This is a genomic window from Parapedobacter sp., from assembly GCF_035556095.1.
Lineage (GTDB): Bacteria > Bacteroidota > Bacteroidia > Sphingobacteriales > Sphingobacteriaceae > Parapedobacter.
Window position 1 is genome coordinate 43,096 of sequence record NZ_DATMFT010000026.1, and the last position, 16,054, is coordinate 59,149.

The following is a 16,054-nucleotide window of genomic DNA, read 5'->3' on the forward strand; positions in this document are numbered from 1 at the left end:
AAAGCAATGCAGTGGTCCCTCCGCTGCCATTGAGCGCTTTTTCATAGCGGAAATGTAAAAAAAAGCGGCTATTTATGAAAATAGCCGCCTATGATATAGCTTCGGTATGTGCGGTTATGGCAAACCCGCACATAACCGTTACATTACTTACCTGGAAATATCCAAGATTTCAAGTTCTACCTGACCCGCCGGCACCTGTATCTGCGCCTTATCGCCAATAGACTTACCGAGTAATCCCTGTGCAATGGGCGACTTGACCGATATCTTCCCGGCCTTCAGATCGGCCTCGGTCTCAGACACCAATTGGTATGTCATTACACTCCCATTCTTCACATTTTTAAGCTTTACGATAGACAACGCCAACACTTTCGATGTATCTAAGGTAGATTCATCAATTATACGGGCATTGGCCAGGCTCTGTTCTAGCTTCGCAATTTTCGCTTCATGCAGTCCCTGGGCGTCTTTTGCCGCATCATATTCGGCATTTTCAGACAAATCCCCTTTGTCGCGCGCCTCCGCAATGGCCCTAGCAATCTTTGCCCGGCCTTCCGTTTTGAGATACTGCAACTCTTCTTTGAGTTTTTCCAATCCCTCTTTACTGTAATACGTTAATTCTGCCATAATTATGAATTAAAAATAAAGTCAAAAAAAGAAGCAAGACCATACCGTCGGAGGTATGGCCTTGCTCGAATATTACGAAGATAGGGATTACTTTTTAATAAACAAAAAAATAGTGAATACTTTTAAGCCCTTAGTTGGGATTATCCACAAACTTATACCCCATACCCCTTACGGTCTGCAAATAAGCAGGTTTATCCACATTGAGCTCTATTTTTTTACGTAGGCGCACAATGTGCATATCGAGCGTCCGGGTATTTACATTGGAGCTATAGCCCCACACGACTTGCATCAGTTCGTCCCGGCTGATAACCCTCCCTACATTCTGCAGAAAATAGAGTAAAATCCGATTTTCAAGAATGGTGAGTTCAATTTTCTTGCCATCGCGTATCAGCGAGTGGATATTGGGATGATGTTGGGTTTCACCGAAGGTGTAAAGGTCGGCTCCCTGGCTGTTCACAAAATACTTGACCTTATTCTCGATCATGGCAACAAGTACGTCCATGCTGAATGGTTTGGTGATGTAGTCCGACACACCGAAAGTGTACGCATCGATTTTGTCCACATCCTGCGATTTGGCCGTCATCATGATGATGAGGTTGGTAAATCCCGCCTCGCGCAGATCGGCACATATCTCCGCGCCCTGTTTGCCGGGCAGCATCCAATCCAGCAACACGATATCCGGCTTTTGTTCCAGTATCAACTGTTCGGCCTCATCCCCATTACCGGTTTGTACAACCACATAATTTTCCGATTCGAGGCGGTGCGCTACCAGAAAGCGTAAGTTTTCGTCATCTTCGATGATGGCTATTTTGATGTTCTTATACATATCTTTTATACCATTTCTTTTCAAGTAAAAAACAAAATCGAAAACCGATCACAAAGTAATCAGTCTAACGGAAATACGATACTAAACGTCGTACCTTTACCCAATTCACTTTCCACGGCGATATTTCCGCCCATGAAGTTAACCAATTCCCTGCAAAATGCAAGTCCCAAGCCTACGCTGCCCTTTTGGTTATATTGATTCTGTACCCGGTAAAACTTCTTGAATATATGTTCCTGCTCTTTTTTTGCAATACCGATACCTTTGTCAGAAAACCGCATAGACACCTGCCTCTTCACCTGCTTCACCGTGATATCCAACATCTTACTATCCGGTTTGGAATATTTATAGGCATTATCGATTAAATTTTGAAATATGCTCCCCAATAATACGGGGTCTACATACAACTTCTTTTTTACATCTACTTTGCACCGGATATTCAAATCATTGTACTTAATTCGGGTAGCCGCCAGCACTTTATCACAAAATTCGTGCAAATTCACCGCTTCCCGCTTCATCTTAATCGATTTATTCTCTATTTGCGTAAAAGACAGGAGTGTATTCATGAGGTTGTTCAGCTTGTCGGCTTCCTCATCCAATATCTTCCCGTAATGCCGTCGTTCATTATCCGAAAGCTGCTTAGCACTGTAAATATTGTTGCCTGCAATCTTAATTACGCTTACAGGCGTCTTAAATTCGTGCGTGAGATTGTTGATGAAATCGTATTGCAGTTTGAACATTCGCCTATTCACATAAAGATTGCGGTAAATCAAGTAGGCGACAATAGCCAACAATAGGTATATCCCAATTACCCCCGCCATAACGGGCAGGAAGCGCCTGTTTATTTCCGATCGCAAGAATGGCCGACTGGAACTGAAATAAATCTTATAGTCGGCCAATGCACCAGGCAACGGGGTTTCCGTGGTCAATAAATTCGGATCGGTATCAATCGATTCGTAGACCAAGGGTTGTATCTGTATCCGCTGGTACAACTCGGGCACCGTGTTCGTAAGCAAAAGCTTATTCGGGTTGATAAAATAGGTCAGTACATCCTGCTCGTACACAGCACCGGGCACGTGCTGCCCGTACATCAACTCCTTGTAGGTTTTGAGATCGTCGCGCCGCGGAATATTCATGTATGATATTTTCCCCGGTGTTACCGAATAGAACACCTTAAAAATGTCGTCATCGTGCAATGCTTTGGCCGTGTCTACCCGTTCGATAAAGGCAGCGAATTTCACTGCCATGTTGTTAAAATCGTCCGACAGCGACAGCGGCAATTGCCTATTATGGTTCACTGTGGTCGACAAGCTATCCGACTTACCGTGCGTACTGAACTGATAGACCCCTTTCGGATACACCACTAAGTTATTAGCAGAAAACCCATAATCGATATCCTCATTATTGCTCAACGACACGTCATAAAATACAATCCGCTCCACAAAGGGGTAAGTGAGCAATACACTATCCGCATATAAGGCCACCCCGGCCGAATCCAAATAGCCCTGGTAGAACGATATTTCGGGTATGCGGTTGTGGAAAAACTCATTGAACGGACCTATATTGTATTCGAGTACCTCCACTTTGCGCGACGAAAACTCGTTTTCGACATAGGTTACCGTGAGGTCGCGTGCGAGAAATGTGGCCACGACAAATGACGCAACAACAACGACGATAAAGGCGCTAACCAAGATATAGTTTACGCGGTACGTATTGCGTTGATGTGTCATTTCAAGTACTTTTCGAAAAAGTCGCCCAGCTCACGATAAAGCGCTATCCGGTTTCCCTCGTTGCGAAAATAACGTCCCTCTTCTTCGCGCAACATGTACGTGATGGGAATGTTACGCTTCCTAAGCTTCTGCACGAATTGATTGGTTTCATTTACGGCGCTCCGACTGTCCCGGCCGCCTTGCGCGATGAATACGGGGATATCGATATTTTCAGTATGGAACACGGGCGACATTGCCTTAATCAAGCCCGGCTCCTTCTCGGGGTTACCGATAATCTCATAGTACATTTGCAGGTAAGGTGCGAGGTGCGGCGGAATTTCCTTGAGATATGTAAATAAATTTGTAAAACCGGAGTAAGACGCTGCACAGGCGTAGAGGTCCGAATTAAAACAGGCTCCATGCAACGCAGAGTATCCACCGAAACCGGTGCCATAGATACCGATTCGCTTCGGGTCGGCTATTCCTTCTTCGATCAGCCAGCGCACGCCATCGGTGATATCATCTTGTATCTCGCCGCCCCACTCCTTGAATCCGGCCGACCAAAAGGCCTTTCCATACCCCCTTGAACCTCGGTAGTTGACCTGGAACACCGCAAACCCCCGGTTTGCAAAAAACTGCACAACAGGATTAAACCCCCATTTACTTCGGGCACTTGGCCCACCATGCGGATACACTATTACAGGCACTTTCGTGCCCTTCGCATTTGGCGGCAACGTGAGATAGCCTTGTATTTCTCGGCCATCGCGCGACTGATAAGCAATGGGTTTCATCTCAGCAAGCAAACAATCGCGCAATGCCGGACTGTTATCCGCCAGTTTCACCATTACATTGCCCGACATATCGAAGTAATAGATAGCGCCGGGATCTTCGTCGGTAAATGCCCGTACAATAAACCGATTACGGGCCGTATCGCGATCGAGTACATCGATTTCATAATCGATCAGTTTTTTACTGATAGCGTTATATACCTGTGCTGTTTTCGTGTCGAGAAAATGCCGTTGTTGTTTCCACGTGGCGTAAGTGGCATAGGCCATCTCGCCACGTTCACTGGAGTAACCACCGTGGTCGATATCGACTTCGGGGTGTCCGTAGATCACCTCAACCTCATTGCCCGTCTCCATATCGATCTCAACCAGCGCCAACTTGTCACGGTTCAAATTAGACAATGCAAATACATGACTCCGTTTTCTCGACGAAAAGCCCAGCGGCATGATCGAATTCCGAAAGCTGTTGCTCATCACCGGCCGGAACGGCTCGTTTTCCGTATCGCGGTACAACATTGTTTCCTTCACACTGTCGCTGGCTAATGCCAACCGTAATTCGCCATTCAGGTCGGCGTACCACCTAATGATATTACCGGGGTTTTTTGCAATGAGTTCTTTCTTGCAGGCATCGATGCGGAGCCGATATACGTCAAAAACAGAAGAATCCCGTTCATTGAGTGAAATCAGGAAGCTATTGTCGATAACCTTGGTGGGCAATATCCAGCGTAATTTCACGGTTGACGGGGGCATCAGGTGGCGTACCGCCAGCGTTGACCGGTTTACGGCAAACACCTGCAAGCTATCGTGCCGCTTGTCTTTGGTAAACACGAGCTCATCGTCGTTCGCCCAAAAATAAGAATGAATGCCCCAATCGGTTTCAGACGTAATGCGTTGCGGCTCCCCCTCTTCTCCAACACATATAACATAAATGTTATTCTCATCTCCATACGACCCCAAGTAGGCGATATATTCACCGTTGGGCGATATCTGGAAGTTGGTTTTCTCCGGCGCAGAAAAAAAATCCTCCACAGGAATCAACCGTCTTTTTTTGCCATCGCAACCGTTTAAGAAGCATGAGCCCGCTATAATGGCAGTCAAAAATAAAACAGTGCGCAGCATAATTACAATATTCCCTTCACTGATCAATCAAAGGTGGAAAATTTTGTGGTAAAAGGGCGCTATGCAACCTTAATTTTACACGCTTAAATATCCGCACTTAACTTTAGATATCCAATTGGCTGTTCGATTAGTTTTCTACATATTGTGTATCTTCGCGCCATGTATCTGTACAATGTCACGATCATCGTGGAAAATGACATCCGCGACGCCGTAAAACAACATCTTGACGCTGCGCTGTTTCGCAATCTAGAGCCAAGCGCACCGTTCTCGCTGTTGGAATTATTGGATTCCCCGCACGAGGGGGCTACCTATTGTGTGCAGTTGCGCTGCAACGACAGGGCTGACATTATAGCTTTCCAAACCGGCGATTTAGCCTCCCTTCAAACCGGGCTCAACGGACAGTATCCGGGCAAAGTCGTTTTTTTCGACAGTATCATGAAATACCTCAACAATTAATGGAATGACCTTTAAATCGACACCCATACCTGATCTTATTGTTATCGAGCCGCAAATCTGGCCTGACGAGCGAGGCTATTTTATCGAAACCTACAACGAAAAAGTCTTTCAAGCAAATGGCATCTGCGAAACCTTCGTGCAAGATAATCTCTCCTACTCCCATCGGGGGGTACTGCGGGGCATGCACGCCCAGGCTGGACCCCAAGCGCAAGGCAAGTTGGTCCGGGTGCTACGTGGCAGCGTGTTAGATGTTGTCGTCGATATCCGTAAGCAATCAGAAACCTACGGAAAGTCCTTTTCCATTACACTCGATGCAGGCCAAGCCAATGCCTTGTGGATACCGCCTGGCTTCCTCCACGGCTTTTTAGCACTCGAAGACCATACCGTGTTTGCCTATAAAGTAACCGGGTTTTATGACAAAAGCGGCGAAGTTGGTGTACGCTGGAACGACCCGAGCCTGCATATCAGTTGGCCCATGGCTGTCGATGAGTTAATCGTCTCGGAAAAAGATAGCCAGCTGCCATTGCTAGAAGAGATTACGAGTCCGTTTTAACCAGTTCGTCCTCATATTTAGGATCGTATTTCACCTTTGGAGTAAGGTAATGGAGCAAGATGAGGCGTGAATAGCGGTAGTTAAATGGGGCAGAAACAACGATAGCTACTAACAGCACCGTTAAATATACCCAAGGCGACTCACTTTTAGTTAGCTCGTAAGTCAGTAACCCAATGATGACCAGTTGCGCCATTGAGAGCCCATAACTCACATACATGGCTGCATAGAAATAACCCGGCTCAATTTCAAAGCGGAATCCGCAATGAGGGCATACGTCGTTCATCCGTTGCCGTTTTATCCCATACGCGTTACCTACAAACATGTGTCCAACCCGGCACTTCGGGCATTTGGACCCCATGATCGCCTTGATCCTCGAGGTACGGTGTGTCGGCATAAGCATCTTAATTCAGCACGATGGGCTCATCGTCCATGGTCACCGTCTTCTTACTGCGATATTTTTTATACCACAGCACACCCACGCCAACCGCTGCCAAATAAGGTATGGCCAACAAAAATAAAATTCCCTTATTGAGGCCTTTGCCTTGGTTGTTGCCATTTTGGGTAGCGTTTTCGGCGGTGAGCGTACACATGGCACACTGCGCGTCGGCACGATCGGGGACTACTGCTGTCAGCGTAGCCGCCAACAACATCGCTCCTAAGAAACGCTTCATGAAATTCATAGTGCAAACTTAGTTAAAGTTGCATGGATATGCAAACGATATCGGGTGCCGAATTAGCGATGCTCCTCAAAAACCTCAAATCGGTCCCAAAAGCCATCGCGGGGCAAACGGGCGACCAGCTCTATGGGTTCATCTTTTACGGGGTGTACAAAAGATAACTTCTTCGCGTGCAGACAGATCGTCCGCCGCAGGCTTCCCCTGGGATAGCCATACTTATGGTCGCCCACAATGGGACATCCCATTGAGGCCAATTGTGCGCGAATCTGGTGTGTACGGCCTGTCAACGGGTATACTTCAATGAGGAAATACCCACCCAACTCCCCCAACAATTGATAGTCCAACTCGGCGTATACCCGGCCTGGGGCCGATTCGGCGTGCACCTTGGTAATATTCTGTGTGCGGTCGCGCGACAGCCAATGCACGAGTTTCCCGCTCGGCTCTTCGGGCGGTTGGCGTACCACTGCCCAATAGGTCTTATGGATTTCCCTGTCTTTGAATAGTCGCTGCATGCGCTCCAAACCCTTGCTTGTCTTAGCAAACAGGATCAGGCCACTCACAGGCCGGTCCAGTCTGTGCACCACACCTACGAAAGCACCATTCGGCTTATCGTACTTCTTGGTGAGGTACTTATTTACCATATCTTCCAACGGTTCATCTCCGCCTGGATCGGCCTGCACCAAGTACCCTGCACGTTTGTTTACGGCAAGCAGATGATTATCTTCGTAGACGATGTCTTTATCGGTAATAGGCATATTCCAGTATCTTCACGTTACACGGCAAAGGTAAGGATTTAAGGGGTCACCATCAAGTCCACAAACTCATGCACGGGCGTGGTGGATAGGGCATCGAAATCCAGTGATAGCTCCGCTATCAGTCGCTGCTGCTTGGCTGGGAATACGCGGGCAAGATTGGTTCTGAACTTTGCTACCAACACCGGCATCCCTTCTTCACGCCGCCGTTTGTGGCCAATGGGATATTCTACCACCACTTCATCCAGCACGGTACCATCGGTTAACGTTACAGTAAGTGCGTTGGCAATCGATCGTTTTTCAGGATTGTGATAATCTTGTGTAAAATCCGTGTCCTCCCTAGCTTCCATTTTGTTGCGCAGCACGTCGATCCGGGGGTCCTTGGCGATGTGGTCTTCGTAGTCGGCCGCGGTCAGTCTGCCGAAAATCAGCGGTACAGCGATCATGTATTGGATACAGTGGTCGCGATCAGCCGGATTGTGTAATGGTCCTTTCTTATCGATGATGCGGATTGCAGCTTCATGTGTACGGATACGGATATGCTCGATGTCGGCCGCTGTCTTTCCTAGTTCATTCAGTTTATGATGTAGGGTCATGGCTGCCTCCACGGCAGTCTGGGCGTGAAATTCTGCAGGAAATGATATTTTGAAGAGCACATTCTCCATCACGTATGAACCGTATGGCCGTTGAAACTTGAATGCGCTGCCATTAAACAAAACATCGTAAAAGCCCCAGGTTTTTGCGGTGAGTACCGACGGGTATCCCATCTCCCCTGTTTTGGCTATGAGCGCCAGGCGCACAGCCCGGGAGGTTGCATCTCCCGCTGCCCAAGACTTGCGGCTCCCAGTGTTGGGAGCATGCCGATACGTGCGTAGGGAATGGCCGTCAACAAACGCTAGCGACACGGCGTTGATTAGTTCATCACGGCTCAGCCCCAAAAGTTTACCTACCACGGCCGTAGAAGCCAGTTTCACGAGGAGTACATGATCGAGACCAACCTTATTAAATGAATTTTCGAGTGCCATTACCCCCTGTATCTCGTGGGCACGTATCATCGCATCCAGCACATCATGCATAGTAATGGGGGCCTTGCCGTGGGCTACTGCCGTACGCGATAGCCAGTCCGCTGTCGCCAATATACCCCCCAGATTGTCGGACGGGTGCCCCCACTCGGCAGCTAGCCACGTGTCGTTAAAATCGAGCCAGCGGATCATCGCGCCGATATTGAAAGCGGCATGTACGGGGTCCAACTGATATGCTGTACCCGGCACTTTGGCACCGTTGGGCACCATGGTGCCCGGCACCACGGGACCCAGCAATTTAGTGCACGCCGGATAGGTCAGCGCTTCGAAGCCACAGCCAAGTGTATCCAGTAAGCAGTAATGGGCGGTTTGGAAAGCCTGTTGGCTAGTGATTTCGTAATCCAGTACATAATTAACAAGGTCAACGATCACTTGATCCGTTTCTATCGTTTCTTTCGAATGGTGTAATGACATGGGGTTATCTAATTCTAGTTTATTTCTTATCGAAAAATGTGTTTTCCACATTATCTGTTTTTCAGTGAGATAAAAGGCACGGGCTCCGGGCCGGTATAATTCGCGCTGGGCCGGATAATCTTGCCATCTTCGCGTTGTTCGATCACATGGGCGCTCCACCCCGTAACCCGTGCAATAACAAACAGCGGCGTGAAGAAGGAAGTCGGTATGCCCATGAGGTGATAGGATACCGCAGAAAACCAATCCAAATTTGGAAACATCTTCTTCTCCTCCCAAAGTAGCGTCTCCAGTCGCTCGGCAATCGAAAACAATCCCATATCGCCTGTTTCTTCCGAAAGCCGCCGTGCCACCCTTTTGATAACCGCATTCCGGGGGTCGGAAATCGTATACACTGGATGACCGAATCCAATAATCACCTCCCTGCGTGCGAGCCGTTCTTTGATGTCTTTGGCAGCCTCATCAGCGCTGGTATACCGGCTTTGGATTTCGTAGGCCACTTCGTTAGCACCGCCATGTTTAGGACCCCGGAGTGCTCCAATGCTTCCTGTCACACACGAGTAGATGTCTGACCCTGTCCCTGCGATTACGCGGCCAGTAAATGTCGATGCGTTGAATTCATGTTCAGCGTACAAGTTTAGCGAAATCGCCATAGCTTCTGTCCACGATGCCGATGGGGCCTTACCATGCAGCAAGTGCAAAAAATGGGCACCGATTGATTCATCGGCTGTTTCTACCTCGATGCGTTTGCCATGATGGGCATAATGATACCAATATAACAACGCGGAAGCATACGAAGCCAACAGCTTGTCGGCAATATCCCGTGCACCCACCGCGTTATGATCATCGCGCTCGGGATAAATAGTACCCAACACGGAGGTATACGTACGCAGCACATCCATGGGATGCGCTGCAGGCCGGATCTGCTCCAACACGCTTTTCGCTATTTGGGGCAACCCACGGAGCCCTTTTAGTTTTTGCTGGTATGCCTGCAATTGTGCTTTTGTAGGCAAACGCCCATGGATAAGCAAGTGGGCCACTTCCTCAAAAGAAGCCCCTTCCGCCAAATCGAGGATATCATAACCCCGGTAATGCAGGTCATTGCCACTCCGGCCCACCGTACATAATGCGGTATTACCTGCCGCGACGCCAGATAGGGCTACCGATTTCTTGGGCTTGAATCCCGATTGTTGGTTGCTATCACTCATACGTTATTATTTATATTTTATAATTAGGCCTCTTCCTCAAATCAAACTTACGACTAATGACTTACGACTAAAACCAATGACTTACGACTAACGCCCATACAACTCATCCAGTTTCCGTTCATAACCATAATACCCGATGCTTTCGTACAGTTCGGCACGGGTCTGCATCGTATCAAGTACATCCTTTTGTGTGCCATCTTTACGGATATGGGTATAGACATTCAATGCAGCCTTGTTGGCTGCCCGGAATGCCGACAAGGGATATAACACCAGCCCTACGCCCGCCGCTTCCAGTTCAACGACACTCCACAGCGGGGTCATACCAAATTCTGTGATGTTGGCCAGTACCGGAAGTCCAGTGGCATTTGTAAAAGCGCGGTATTGGGATAGTTCGGTTACCGCTTCGGCGAAGATAAAGTCGGCACCCGCTTTTGCATACGCCACTGCGCGCTCCACTGCCGCTTCCAACCCTTCATTCGCCAACGCATCCGTGCGAGCACCGATCGCGAAGTATTCGTCTGTACGCGCATCCACGGCAGCCTTCAACCGGTCTGCCATTTCAGAGGCGCTCACCAATTCCTTATTTGGACGATGGCCGCAGCGTTTTGCCCCTACCTGATCTTCCATATGTATCGCTGCTGCTCCGGCTTTAATCAGGCTTTTCACCGTCCGTGCCACGTTGAATGCCGACGGACCGAACCCAGTGTCTACATCCACCAATATCGGCGTATCGCATACGTTGGTAACGCGTTCCACATCGATCAGTATGTCGGACAGCTGGGTAATGCCCAAATCGGGTACCCCGAGGGAGCCTGCGGCTACGCCGCCTCCCGAAAGGTATATTGCCTTAAACCCTGCCTGCGTGGCGAGCAAGGCGTGGTTGGCATTGATAGCACCAACAATCTGTAATGGCTGCTCTGCCTGCATGGCTAAATGCCAGCGCATCCCTGCCGAAGAGGTATTTTCATTCATCGTAGCCTATTTTTCGATTTCGGTAAATATAAGGGATACGAATGACCTGGGCAAGCTGCGTCAATAAAATACTATGCTTGCATAATAAAAAAAGTTTGTCGATTTTTGTGAAAAACCAGTTGTCATGAATATATTAGTTTGCATCAGTAATGTCCCGGATACCACATCGAAGATTACGTTCACGGCCGACCACACGGCACTCAACACGACTGGCATCCAGTACATCATCAACCCATACGATGAGATCGCCCTATCCAGGGCCATCGATTTGACCGAAGGCGGCGATGGCAAGGTCACCGTTATCAACGTTGGCGACGCGGCTACCGAGGCCACCATCCGCAAAGCTTTGGCCATCGGCGCCCACGAGGCGGTACGCGTAGACGCGGCACCCCGCGACGCGTGGTTCGTAGCCCACCAGATTGCTGACTACGCTAAGAACCATTCGTTTGACCTCATCCTTACCGGCCGTGAGTCGATCGATTTCAATGGTACCCAAGTAGCTGCTTATGTTGGCGAGTTGTTGGGGATCCCTTCCGTGTCGACCGCCAAGCGCGTGGACATCGAGGGCAACAAGGCTACGGTAGAACGCGAAATCGAGGGCGGCAAAGAAGTCCTTTCCGTGCCGCTGCCGCTGGTTGTCGGTACCGCCGAAGGTGTTGCCGAACCCCGCATCCCGAATATGCGCGGCATCATGAGTGCCCGCACCAAACCGCTGGAGGTCATCCCTCCGGTATCGGTACCCGAACTCTCTCGCATCGTTAGTTACGGGTCGCCCGAACCTCGCGGCAGTGTTACGCTGGTCGATGCTGGCGAGGTAGAAAAACTGGTCGACCTGTTACACAACAAAGCACGGGTAATTTAATGTAGCAATAAACCAAATGTTAACTCACGCAAAAACAGCAGCACATGTCAGTTTTAGTATATACGGAACATACCGAAGGGAAGTTTAAAAAATCGGCATATGAGGTGGTCTCCTATGCAAAGGCAATTGCCGACCTGATGAGCACCACGGTTACCGCCGTATCTATCGGCAACGTGGATTCGGCCGAACTGGCCGCACTAGGCAATTACGGCGCTTCCAGGGTGCTTCACGTATCGTCCGAACAGCTTACACAATTCGTCAATCAGGCCTATGCTTCGGTTATCGCTGCAGCGGCGGAACACACCCAAGCCGACGTGGTGGTCATCTCCAATACGTTTAGCGGCAAAGGGCTTGCTCCGCGCGTTGCCGCCAAATTGGATGCGGCATTGGCCGACGGTGCAGTGGAACTACCCGAGGTCGATGGCAATACGCTCAAGGTGAAGAAAACGGCGTTTTCCGGGAAAGCCTTCGCCGTAACCGAACTGACCGCCCCGAAAAAAGTTGTCGCCCTCAACCCCAATGCGTTTGAGGTACGCGAAACCGGTGGCAGCGCAGAGGTGGATGCATTCACCCCTGACATCCCGACAGACGACCTCCAAGTGGTTATCCAGGACATCGTCCGCGCTACGGATAAAGTCACCCTACCCGATGCCGAGATCGTGGTCTCCGCAGGCCGCGGCCTTAAAGGCCCCGAAAACTGGGGAATGATCGAAGAGCTGGCGGACGCACTTGGCGCGGCTACCGCTTGTTCCAAACCGGTATCTGACGCCGGATGGCGCCCCCATTCGGAACATGTGGGCCAAACCGGAATAGCCGTTAGCCCTAATTTGTACATCGCCATTGGTATTTCGGGGGCCATCCAGCATTTGGCAGGTGTGAGTGCATCGAAAACCATCGTGGTCATTAACAAGGACCCCGATGCTCCCTTTTTCAAAGTAGCCGATTACGGTATCGTGGGTGATGCTTTCGAGGTTGTACCCAAACTCACGGCAGCCATAAAAGCGTATAAAGGCAACTAAACGGTTGATTTTTCGATAACAATTCGCATCTTTGTAATCCTGCATCCAATCAGGTATGAAGAAGATTAAACTAGATATCGTCGGTCTGTCTTACAGCCAAACCCAATCGGGTGCCTATGCGCTCGTGCTTGGTGAAGTGACTGGGCGCCGTCGGCTGCCTATCATCATCGGTGGGTTCGAGGCGCAGGCAATAGCCATCGAAATCGAAAAGATGAAACCCAGCCGCCCGCTTACGCACGACCTGTTCAAGGCCTTCGCCGAAACGTACCATATCCGTATCGATGAAGTTATCATCTACAACTTGGTAGACGGCATCTTCTATGCGAAAATCCTCTTCAACGATGGCCATAAACAAACCGAAATTGATGCACGGACATCGGATGCGATTGCGCTAGCGGTTCGTTTCAAAGCGCCGGTATACACCTATGAATTTATCTTGGCGTCTGCGGGTATCGTCATCGAAGGCAACGATTTTGTTTTTTTGGAAAACATCGAACCGTCCGGTACCGACACGCCGGAGACCATGGTCACGAACGATGTCAAATCTTCTTTCGCATCCATGAGCGATGAACAGTTGCAAGATACCCTGTCAAAGGCGTTGGCGGACGAGCTTTATGAGAAAGCAGCCCGGATAAGGGACGAAATCACGCGCCGAAAATCTTCGTAGATGGTGTGAGAAAGAACCGTTAGCTAGCCACCATGCCGATTAAGACGCGATTGATCGTGATGAATTTCCTCCAGTTTTTTGTGTGGGGTTCGTGGCTCATATCGCTGGGCAGCTATATGGGCGGCCAACTCGGGTTCTCCGGATTACAAATCGGATCGGTCTACTCCACCATGGGCATCGCCTCTGTTTTTATGCCCGGCTTGCTCGGCATCGTCGCCGACCGGTGGGTGAATGCGGAGCGGGTGTACGCCGCAGCACACTTCATTGCGGCTTTTGCGCTGATTGCTGCTGCAAATGTGACGGATTTCCGCGCATTTTACAGTTTCATGCTACTCAACTCACTGTTTTATATGCCAAGCCTGGGGTTGTCCAATTCGGTGTGCTACAATGTGCTTTCGCGGCGGCAGTTTGATGTAGTCAAGGCCTTCCCTCCTATCCGTGTGTGGGGTACGGTTGGCTTCATCGTGGCCATGTGGGCTGTCGACCTTTTGGGGTGGACCCAAAGTAACAACCAGTTGTACGTGTCGGCGGGGGCTGGCCTGTTTCTGGCTGGCTACGCCCTTACTGTTCCGCCATCCCCACCCTTTCTTGACGAAACCCGCAGAAAAACGCTGGTGTCTTCGTTGGGATTGGATGCATTTGTATTGCTCAAAAACCGAAACACCGCGCTGTTTTTCATTTTTTCGCTTTTATTGGGCGCTGCATTACAGATTACCAATGCATTCGGTGGCCCATTCTTAAACGACTTCAACACCACGTATCCCGACTCATTTGGCGTACAGCATCCCAATCTCCTGCTCTCTATCTCGCAGTTATCGGAGACCTTCTTTATTTTACTGATTCCCTTCTTCCTTACCCGTTTCGGTATCCGAAAGGTGATCTTATTCAGCATTATCGCATGGGTGCTCCGGTTCGGATTGTTCGGGCTCGGGAATCCGGCCGACAAACTATACCTATTAGTACTGTCCATGATCATTTACGGCATGGCATTCGATTTCTTCAATATCTCGGGCTCCTTGTATGTAGAGAAAATGGCTGAGCCAAAAATTCGCTCAAGTGCCCAAGGTCTGTTTATCATCATGACCAATGGTTTCGGCGCCATTATCGGCGGTTATGGAAGTGGGTGGGTGGTCGACCATTTCACCGGCGCCGACGGCATCCGCGACTGGCCGAGCATCTGGTTTACCTTTGCCGGCTACGCCCTGGCATTGGCCATCCTTTTCTTATTGGTATTCCGCGACCGGCAAATGGGCACCAAGCCGGCTACTTCCCCATCTTGATGTGAATGAGGCGCCCGTCTACCGGCAACTGTTCTACAGACGTCACCTGTACCAACTCGTGGTAGCCCGGATATAAGGGGTTCAATAAGCAATTGAATTCCTTGGGATTGACGGCTGATCGCACCCGGATGCCCAGGTAATCGGCATTCCGCATCAAACGGTCGCCAAGCCGTTTATTTTCCAGTTGTCCCAGTTTCATCCATTGCTTGGGATAGGCCGAATCGGGCAAGGTATAAATTAATCCCGGCTTCTCCGTCAAATCGATTTCCATGATAAACAACTTCGGTGGAATGATAGTCGCATCGAAATGTACTAGGTTTTCTAGGTAAGCCAACGAGCTGTTTTCGCTGGTGTATAGCATATAAGTACCAGGATTGTTCCAGCGCCCTCCAAATTTGTAGGCACCCATACCGGATAGGTCTGTGGTTCGTTGTTTGGTTTTGGCGATCCGGTAAAGCCGCATCACGAATAGACTCCCTCTTCAATGCGCCCCAGCACGGTATCGACCAACCCGAGACCCGTCGGCAAATGAAATAACTCCAATGGCCGCATACCGTTCATCGATCGATTGGGTGTGATTAACCAGTCGCGCACCTTGTCTTCATCCTCAAAAACAGCCACCGCATGCTCTACCACTTTGGCAATTTCAATAATGTGTGAAGACGTGTGCCTGCCCAGCCGATCGTCAGGCTGCTTGCGCTCAATAGTCTTCACCGATAGATCAAGCACTCCCTCCACAAAGTGTTTCTTTGGCACGCCGAGGAAAGAAATCAATGCATCGAGCGACTCGCGCTTTAACCCCGCGTTACTCAATTCGATGAGGTCGAACTCCGTTTTTACGGTAACGCCAAGGACGTCCTTACCGCCTAATAGCGTTGCGACATCCCAATAAACCTTCGTCTCCTTTTTATTACTCGTTGCCATACGCGACATTTTATCCAAAGGTAGGGATAATTTGTCGTATTTCAAAGTACGCATAACTGGCAAGTACGTTTCGACTCCTCGGTATACTAACCAGCCACCTACACGGCCTCAATAAAAAACTAAAAATATTTGCA

At 49.5% G+C, this 16,054-nt stretch carries 18 protein-coding genes; 6 read left to right on the forward strand and 12 right to left on the reverse strand.

Annotation, left to right across the window (positions count from 1 at the left end; genetic code table 11):
• Window positions 1-147: 147 nt before the first annotated feature.
• The 4 genes from greA to VNQ80_RS17030 all read right to left on the reverse strand — a co-directional run bounded on the left by greA (window position 148) and on the right by VNQ80_RS17030 (window position 5,057).
• Window positions 148-621, reverse strand: a complete 474-nt coding sequence (gene greA / locus VNQ80_RS17015) for a transcription elongation factor GreA (protein WP_325640870.1) — start codon at window positions 619-621, stop codon at window positions 148-150.
• 130 nt (window positions 622-751) lie between these two features.
• Window positions 752-1,447, reverse strand: a complete 696-nt coding sequence (locus tag VNQ80_RS17020; protein ID WP_325640872.1) for a response regulator transcription factor — start codon at window positions 1,445-1,447, stop codon at window positions 752-754.
• Window positions 1,448-1,506: 59 nt separating this feature from the next.
• The gene (locus VNQ80_RS17025) at window positions 1,507-3,174 is read right to left on the reverse strand and encodes a HAMP domain-containing sensor histidine kinase (protein WP_325640874.1); all 1,668 of its coding nucleotides are present in this window, start codon (window positions 3,172-3,174) and stop codon (window positions 1,507-1,509) included.
• Window positions 3,171-5,057: a S9 family peptidase gene (locus tag VNQ80_RS17030; protein ID WP_325640876.1), complete on the reverse strand. Its 1,887-nt coding sequence runs from the start codon at window positions 5,055-5,057 to the stop codon at window positions 3,171-3,173. Before VNQ80_RS17030 ends, VNQ80_RS17025 begins: the two co-directional genes overlap by 4 nt.
• Before the next feature lie 159 nt (window positions 5,058-5,216).
• Between VNQ80_RS17030 and VNQ80_RS17035 the strand changes: the two genes are divergently transcribed.
• Window positions 5,217-5,513 (forward strand): DUF4286 family protein, encoded by a 297-nt coding sequence (locus VNQ80_RS17035; protein WP_325640878.1) that lies wholly within the window; start codon window positions 5,217-5,219, stop codon window positions 5,511-5,513.
• Window positions 5,514-5,517: 4 nt separating this feature from the next.
• Complete coding sequence (gene rfbC, locus VNQ80_RS17040; protein WP_325640880.1) at window positions 5,518-6,066, forward strand: dTDP-4-dehydrorhamnose 3,5-epimerase; 549 nt, start codon at window positions 5,518-5,520, stop codon at window positions 6,064-6,066.
• On the opposite strand, the gene VNQ80_RS17045 is transcribed toward rfbC, so the two are convergent.
• The 6 genes from VNQ80_RS17045 to prpB all read right to left on the reverse strand — a co-directional run bounded on the left by VNQ80_RS17045 (window position 6,050) and on the right by prpB (window position 11,168).
• Entirely contained in the window at window positions 6,050-6,349 is a 300-nt protein-coding gene (locus VNQ80_RS17045) for a DUF983 domain-containing protein (RefSeq protein ID WP_325640882.1), read from the reverse strand. The two genes, rfbC and VNQ80_RS17045, sit on opposite strands and share 17 nt — an antisense overlap.
• A 118-nt stretch (window positions 6,350-6,467) precedes the next feature.
• The gene (locus VNQ80_RS17050; protein ID WP_325640884.1) at window positions 6,468-6,746 is read right to left on the reverse strand and encodes a hypothetical protein; all 279 of its coding nucleotides are present in this window, start codon (window positions 6,744-6,746) and stop codon (window positions 6,468-6,470) included.
• Window positions 6,747-6,799: 53 nt separating this feature from the next.
• Window positions 6,800-7,498, reverse strand: a complete 699-nt coding sequence (locus tag VNQ80_RS17055; RefSeq protein ID WP_325640886.1) for an RluA family pseudouridine synthase — start codon at window positions 7,496-7,498, stop codon at window positions 6,800-6,802.
• 38 nt (window positions 7,499-7,536) lie between these two features.
• The gene (locus tag VNQ80_RS17060; protein WP_325640888.1) at window positions 7,537-8,991 is read right to left on the reverse strand and encodes a bifunctional 2-methylcitrate dehydratase/aconitate hydratase; all 1,455 of its coding nucleotides are present in this window, start codon (window positions 8,989-8,991) and stop codon (window positions 7,537-7,539) included.
• A gap of 50 nt (window positions 8,992-9,041) precedes the next feature.
• Window positions 9,042-10,196 (reverse strand): bifunctional 2-methylcitrate synthase/citrate synthase, encoded by a 1,155-nt coding sequence (gene prpC / locus VNQ80_RS17065; protein ID WP_325640890.1) that lies wholly within the window; start codon window positions 10,194-10,196, stop codon window positions 9,042-9,044.
• 87 nt (window positions 10,197-10,283) lie between these two features.
• Window positions 10,284-11,168, reverse strand: coding sequence for a methylisocitrate lyase (prpB, locus tag VNQ80_RS17070; protein WP_325640892.1), 885 nt, complete (start codon window positions 11,166-11,168; stop codon window positions 10,284-10,286).
• Between the two features lie 124 nt (window positions 11,169-11,292).
• On the opposite strand from prpB, the gene VNQ80_RS17075 reads away from it, so the two are divergent.
• Genes VNQ80_RS17075 through VNQ80_RS17090 form a run of 4 tightly spaced genes read left to right on the forward strand, consistent with a single transcriptional unit; the run spans window position 11,293 to window position 14,996 of the window.
• Complete coding sequence (locus tag VNQ80_RS17075) at window positions 11,293-12,030, forward strand: electron transfer flavoprotein subunit beta/FixA family protein (protein ID WP_325640894.1); 738 nt, start codon at window positions 11,293-11,295, stop codon at window positions 12,028-12,030.
• 44 nt (window positions 12,031-12,074) lie between these two features.
• The gene (locus tag VNQ80_RS17080; RefSeq protein ID WP_325640896.1) at window positions 12,075-13,049 is read left to right on the forward strand and encodes an electron transfer flavoprotein subunit alpha/FixB family protein; all 975 of its coding nucleotides are present in this window, start codon (window positions 12,075-12,077) and stop codon (window positions 13,047-13,049) included.
• 55 nt (window positions 13,050-13,104) lie between these two features.
• Complete coding sequence (locus tag VNQ80_RS17085; RefSeq protein WP_325640898.1) at window positions 13,105-13,716, forward strand: bifunctional nuclease family protein; 612 nt, start codon at window positions 13,105-13,107, stop codon at window positions 13,714-13,716.
• A 32-nt stretch (window positions 13,717-13,748) separates the two neighbouring features.
• On the forward strand, window positions 13,749-14,996 hold the full coding sequence (locus tag VNQ80_RS17090) for a nucleoside permease (protein WP_325640900.1): 1,248 nt from the start codon (window positions 13,749-13,751) through the stop codon (window positions 14,994-14,996).
• On the opposite strand, the gene VNQ80_RS17095 is transcribed toward VNQ80_RS17090, so the two are convergent.
• Window positions 14,980-15,459 carry an RES family NAD+ phosphorylase gene (locus tag VNQ80_RS17095; RefSeq protein WP_325641104.1) on the reverse strand — a complete coding sequence of 160 codons (480 nt, stop codon included), beginning with the start codon at window positions 15,457-15,459 and terminating at the stop codon, window positions 14,980-14,982. The genes VNQ80_RS17090 and VNQ80_RS17095 overlap by 17 nt on opposite strands.
• Window positions 15,459-15,920 carry a type II toxin-antitoxin system Xre/ParS family antitoxin gene (gene parS / locus VNQ80_RS17100; RefSeq protein WP_325640902.1) on the reverse strand — a complete coding sequence of 154 codons (462 nt, stop codon included), beginning with the start codon at window positions 15,918-15,920 and terminating at the stop codon, window positions 15,459-15,461. The genes VNQ80_RS17095 and parS overlap by 1 nt, the downstream gene beginning before the upstream one ends.
• Window positions 15,921-16,054 lie beyond the last annotated feature (134 nt).

Excerpts from the sequence above, each read along its gene's own strand:
- greA (WP_325640870.1), bottom strand. The coding sequence starts at position 621 with ATGGCAGAATTAACGTATTACAGTAAAGAGGGATTGGAAAAACTCAAA.
- VNQ80_RS17020 (WP_325640872.1), bottom strand. The coding sequence starts at position 1,447 with ATGTATAAGAACATCAAAATAGCCATCATCGAAGATGACGAAAACTTA.
- VNQ80_RS17025 (WP_325640874.1), bottom strand. The coding sequence starts at position 3,174 with ATGACACATCAACGCAATACGTACCGCGTAAACTATATCTTGGTTAGC.
- VNQ80_RS17030 (WP_325640876.1), bottom strand. The coding sequence starts at position 5,057 with ATGCTGCGCACTGTTTTATTTTTGACTGCCATTATAGCGGGCTCATGC.
- VNQ80_RS17035 (WP_325640878.1), top strand. The coding sequence starts at position 5,217 with ATGTATCTGTACAATGTCACGATCATCGTGGAAAATGACATCCGCGAC.
- rfbC (WP_325640880.1), top strand. The coding sequence starts at position 5,518 with ATGACCTTTAAATCGACACCCATACCTGATCTTATTGTTATCGAGCCG.
- VNQ80_RS17045 (WP_325640882.1), bottom strand. The coding sequence starts at position 6,349 with ATGAACGACGTATGCCCTCATTGCGGATTCCGCTTTGAAATTGAGCCG.
- VNQ80_RS17050 (WP_325640884.1), bottom strand. The coding sequence starts at position 6,746 with ATGAATTTCATGAAGCGTTTCTTAGGAGCGATGTTGTTGGCGGCTACG.
- VNQ80_RS17055 (WP_325640886.1), bottom strand. The coding sequence starts at position 7,498 with ATGCCTATTACCGATAAAGACATCGTCTACGAAGATAATCATCTGCTT.
- VNQ80_RS17060 (WP_325640888.1), bottom strand. The coding sequence starts at position 8,991 with ATGTCATTACACCATTCGAAAGAAACGATAGAAACGGATCAAGTGATC.
- prpC (WP_325640890.1), bottom strand. The coding sequence starts at position 10,196 with ATGAGTGATAGCAACCAACAATCGGGATTCAAGCCCAAGAAATCGGTA.
- prpB (WP_325640892.1), bottom strand. The coding sequence starts at position 11,168 with ATGAATGAAAATACCTCTTCGGCAGGGATGCGCTGGCATTTAGCCATG.
- VNQ80_RS17075 (WP_325640894.1), top strand. The coding sequence starts at position 11,293 with ATGAATATATTAGTTTGCATCAGTAATGTCCCGGATACCACATCGAAG.
- VNQ80_RS17080 (WP_325640896.1), top strand. The coding sequence starts at position 12,075 with ATGTCAGTTTTAGTATATACGGAACATACCGAAGGGAAGTTTAAAAAA.
- VNQ80_RS17085 (WP_325640898.1), top strand. The coding sequence starts at position 13,105 with ATGAAGAAGATTAAACTAGATATCGTCGGTCTGTCTTACAGCCAAACC.
- VNQ80_RS17090 (WP_325640900.1), top strand. The coding sequence starts at position 13,749 with ATGCCGATTAAGACGCGATTGATCGTGATGAATTTCCTCCAGTTTTTT.
- VNQ80_RS17095 (WP_325641104.1), bottom strand. The coding sequence starts at position 15,459 with ATGCGGCTTTACCGGATCGCCAAAACCAAACAACGAACCACAGACCTA.
- parS (WP_325640902.1), bottom strand. The coding sequence starts at position 15,920 with ATGGCAACGAGTAATAAAAAGGAGACGAAGGTTTATTGGGATGTCGCA.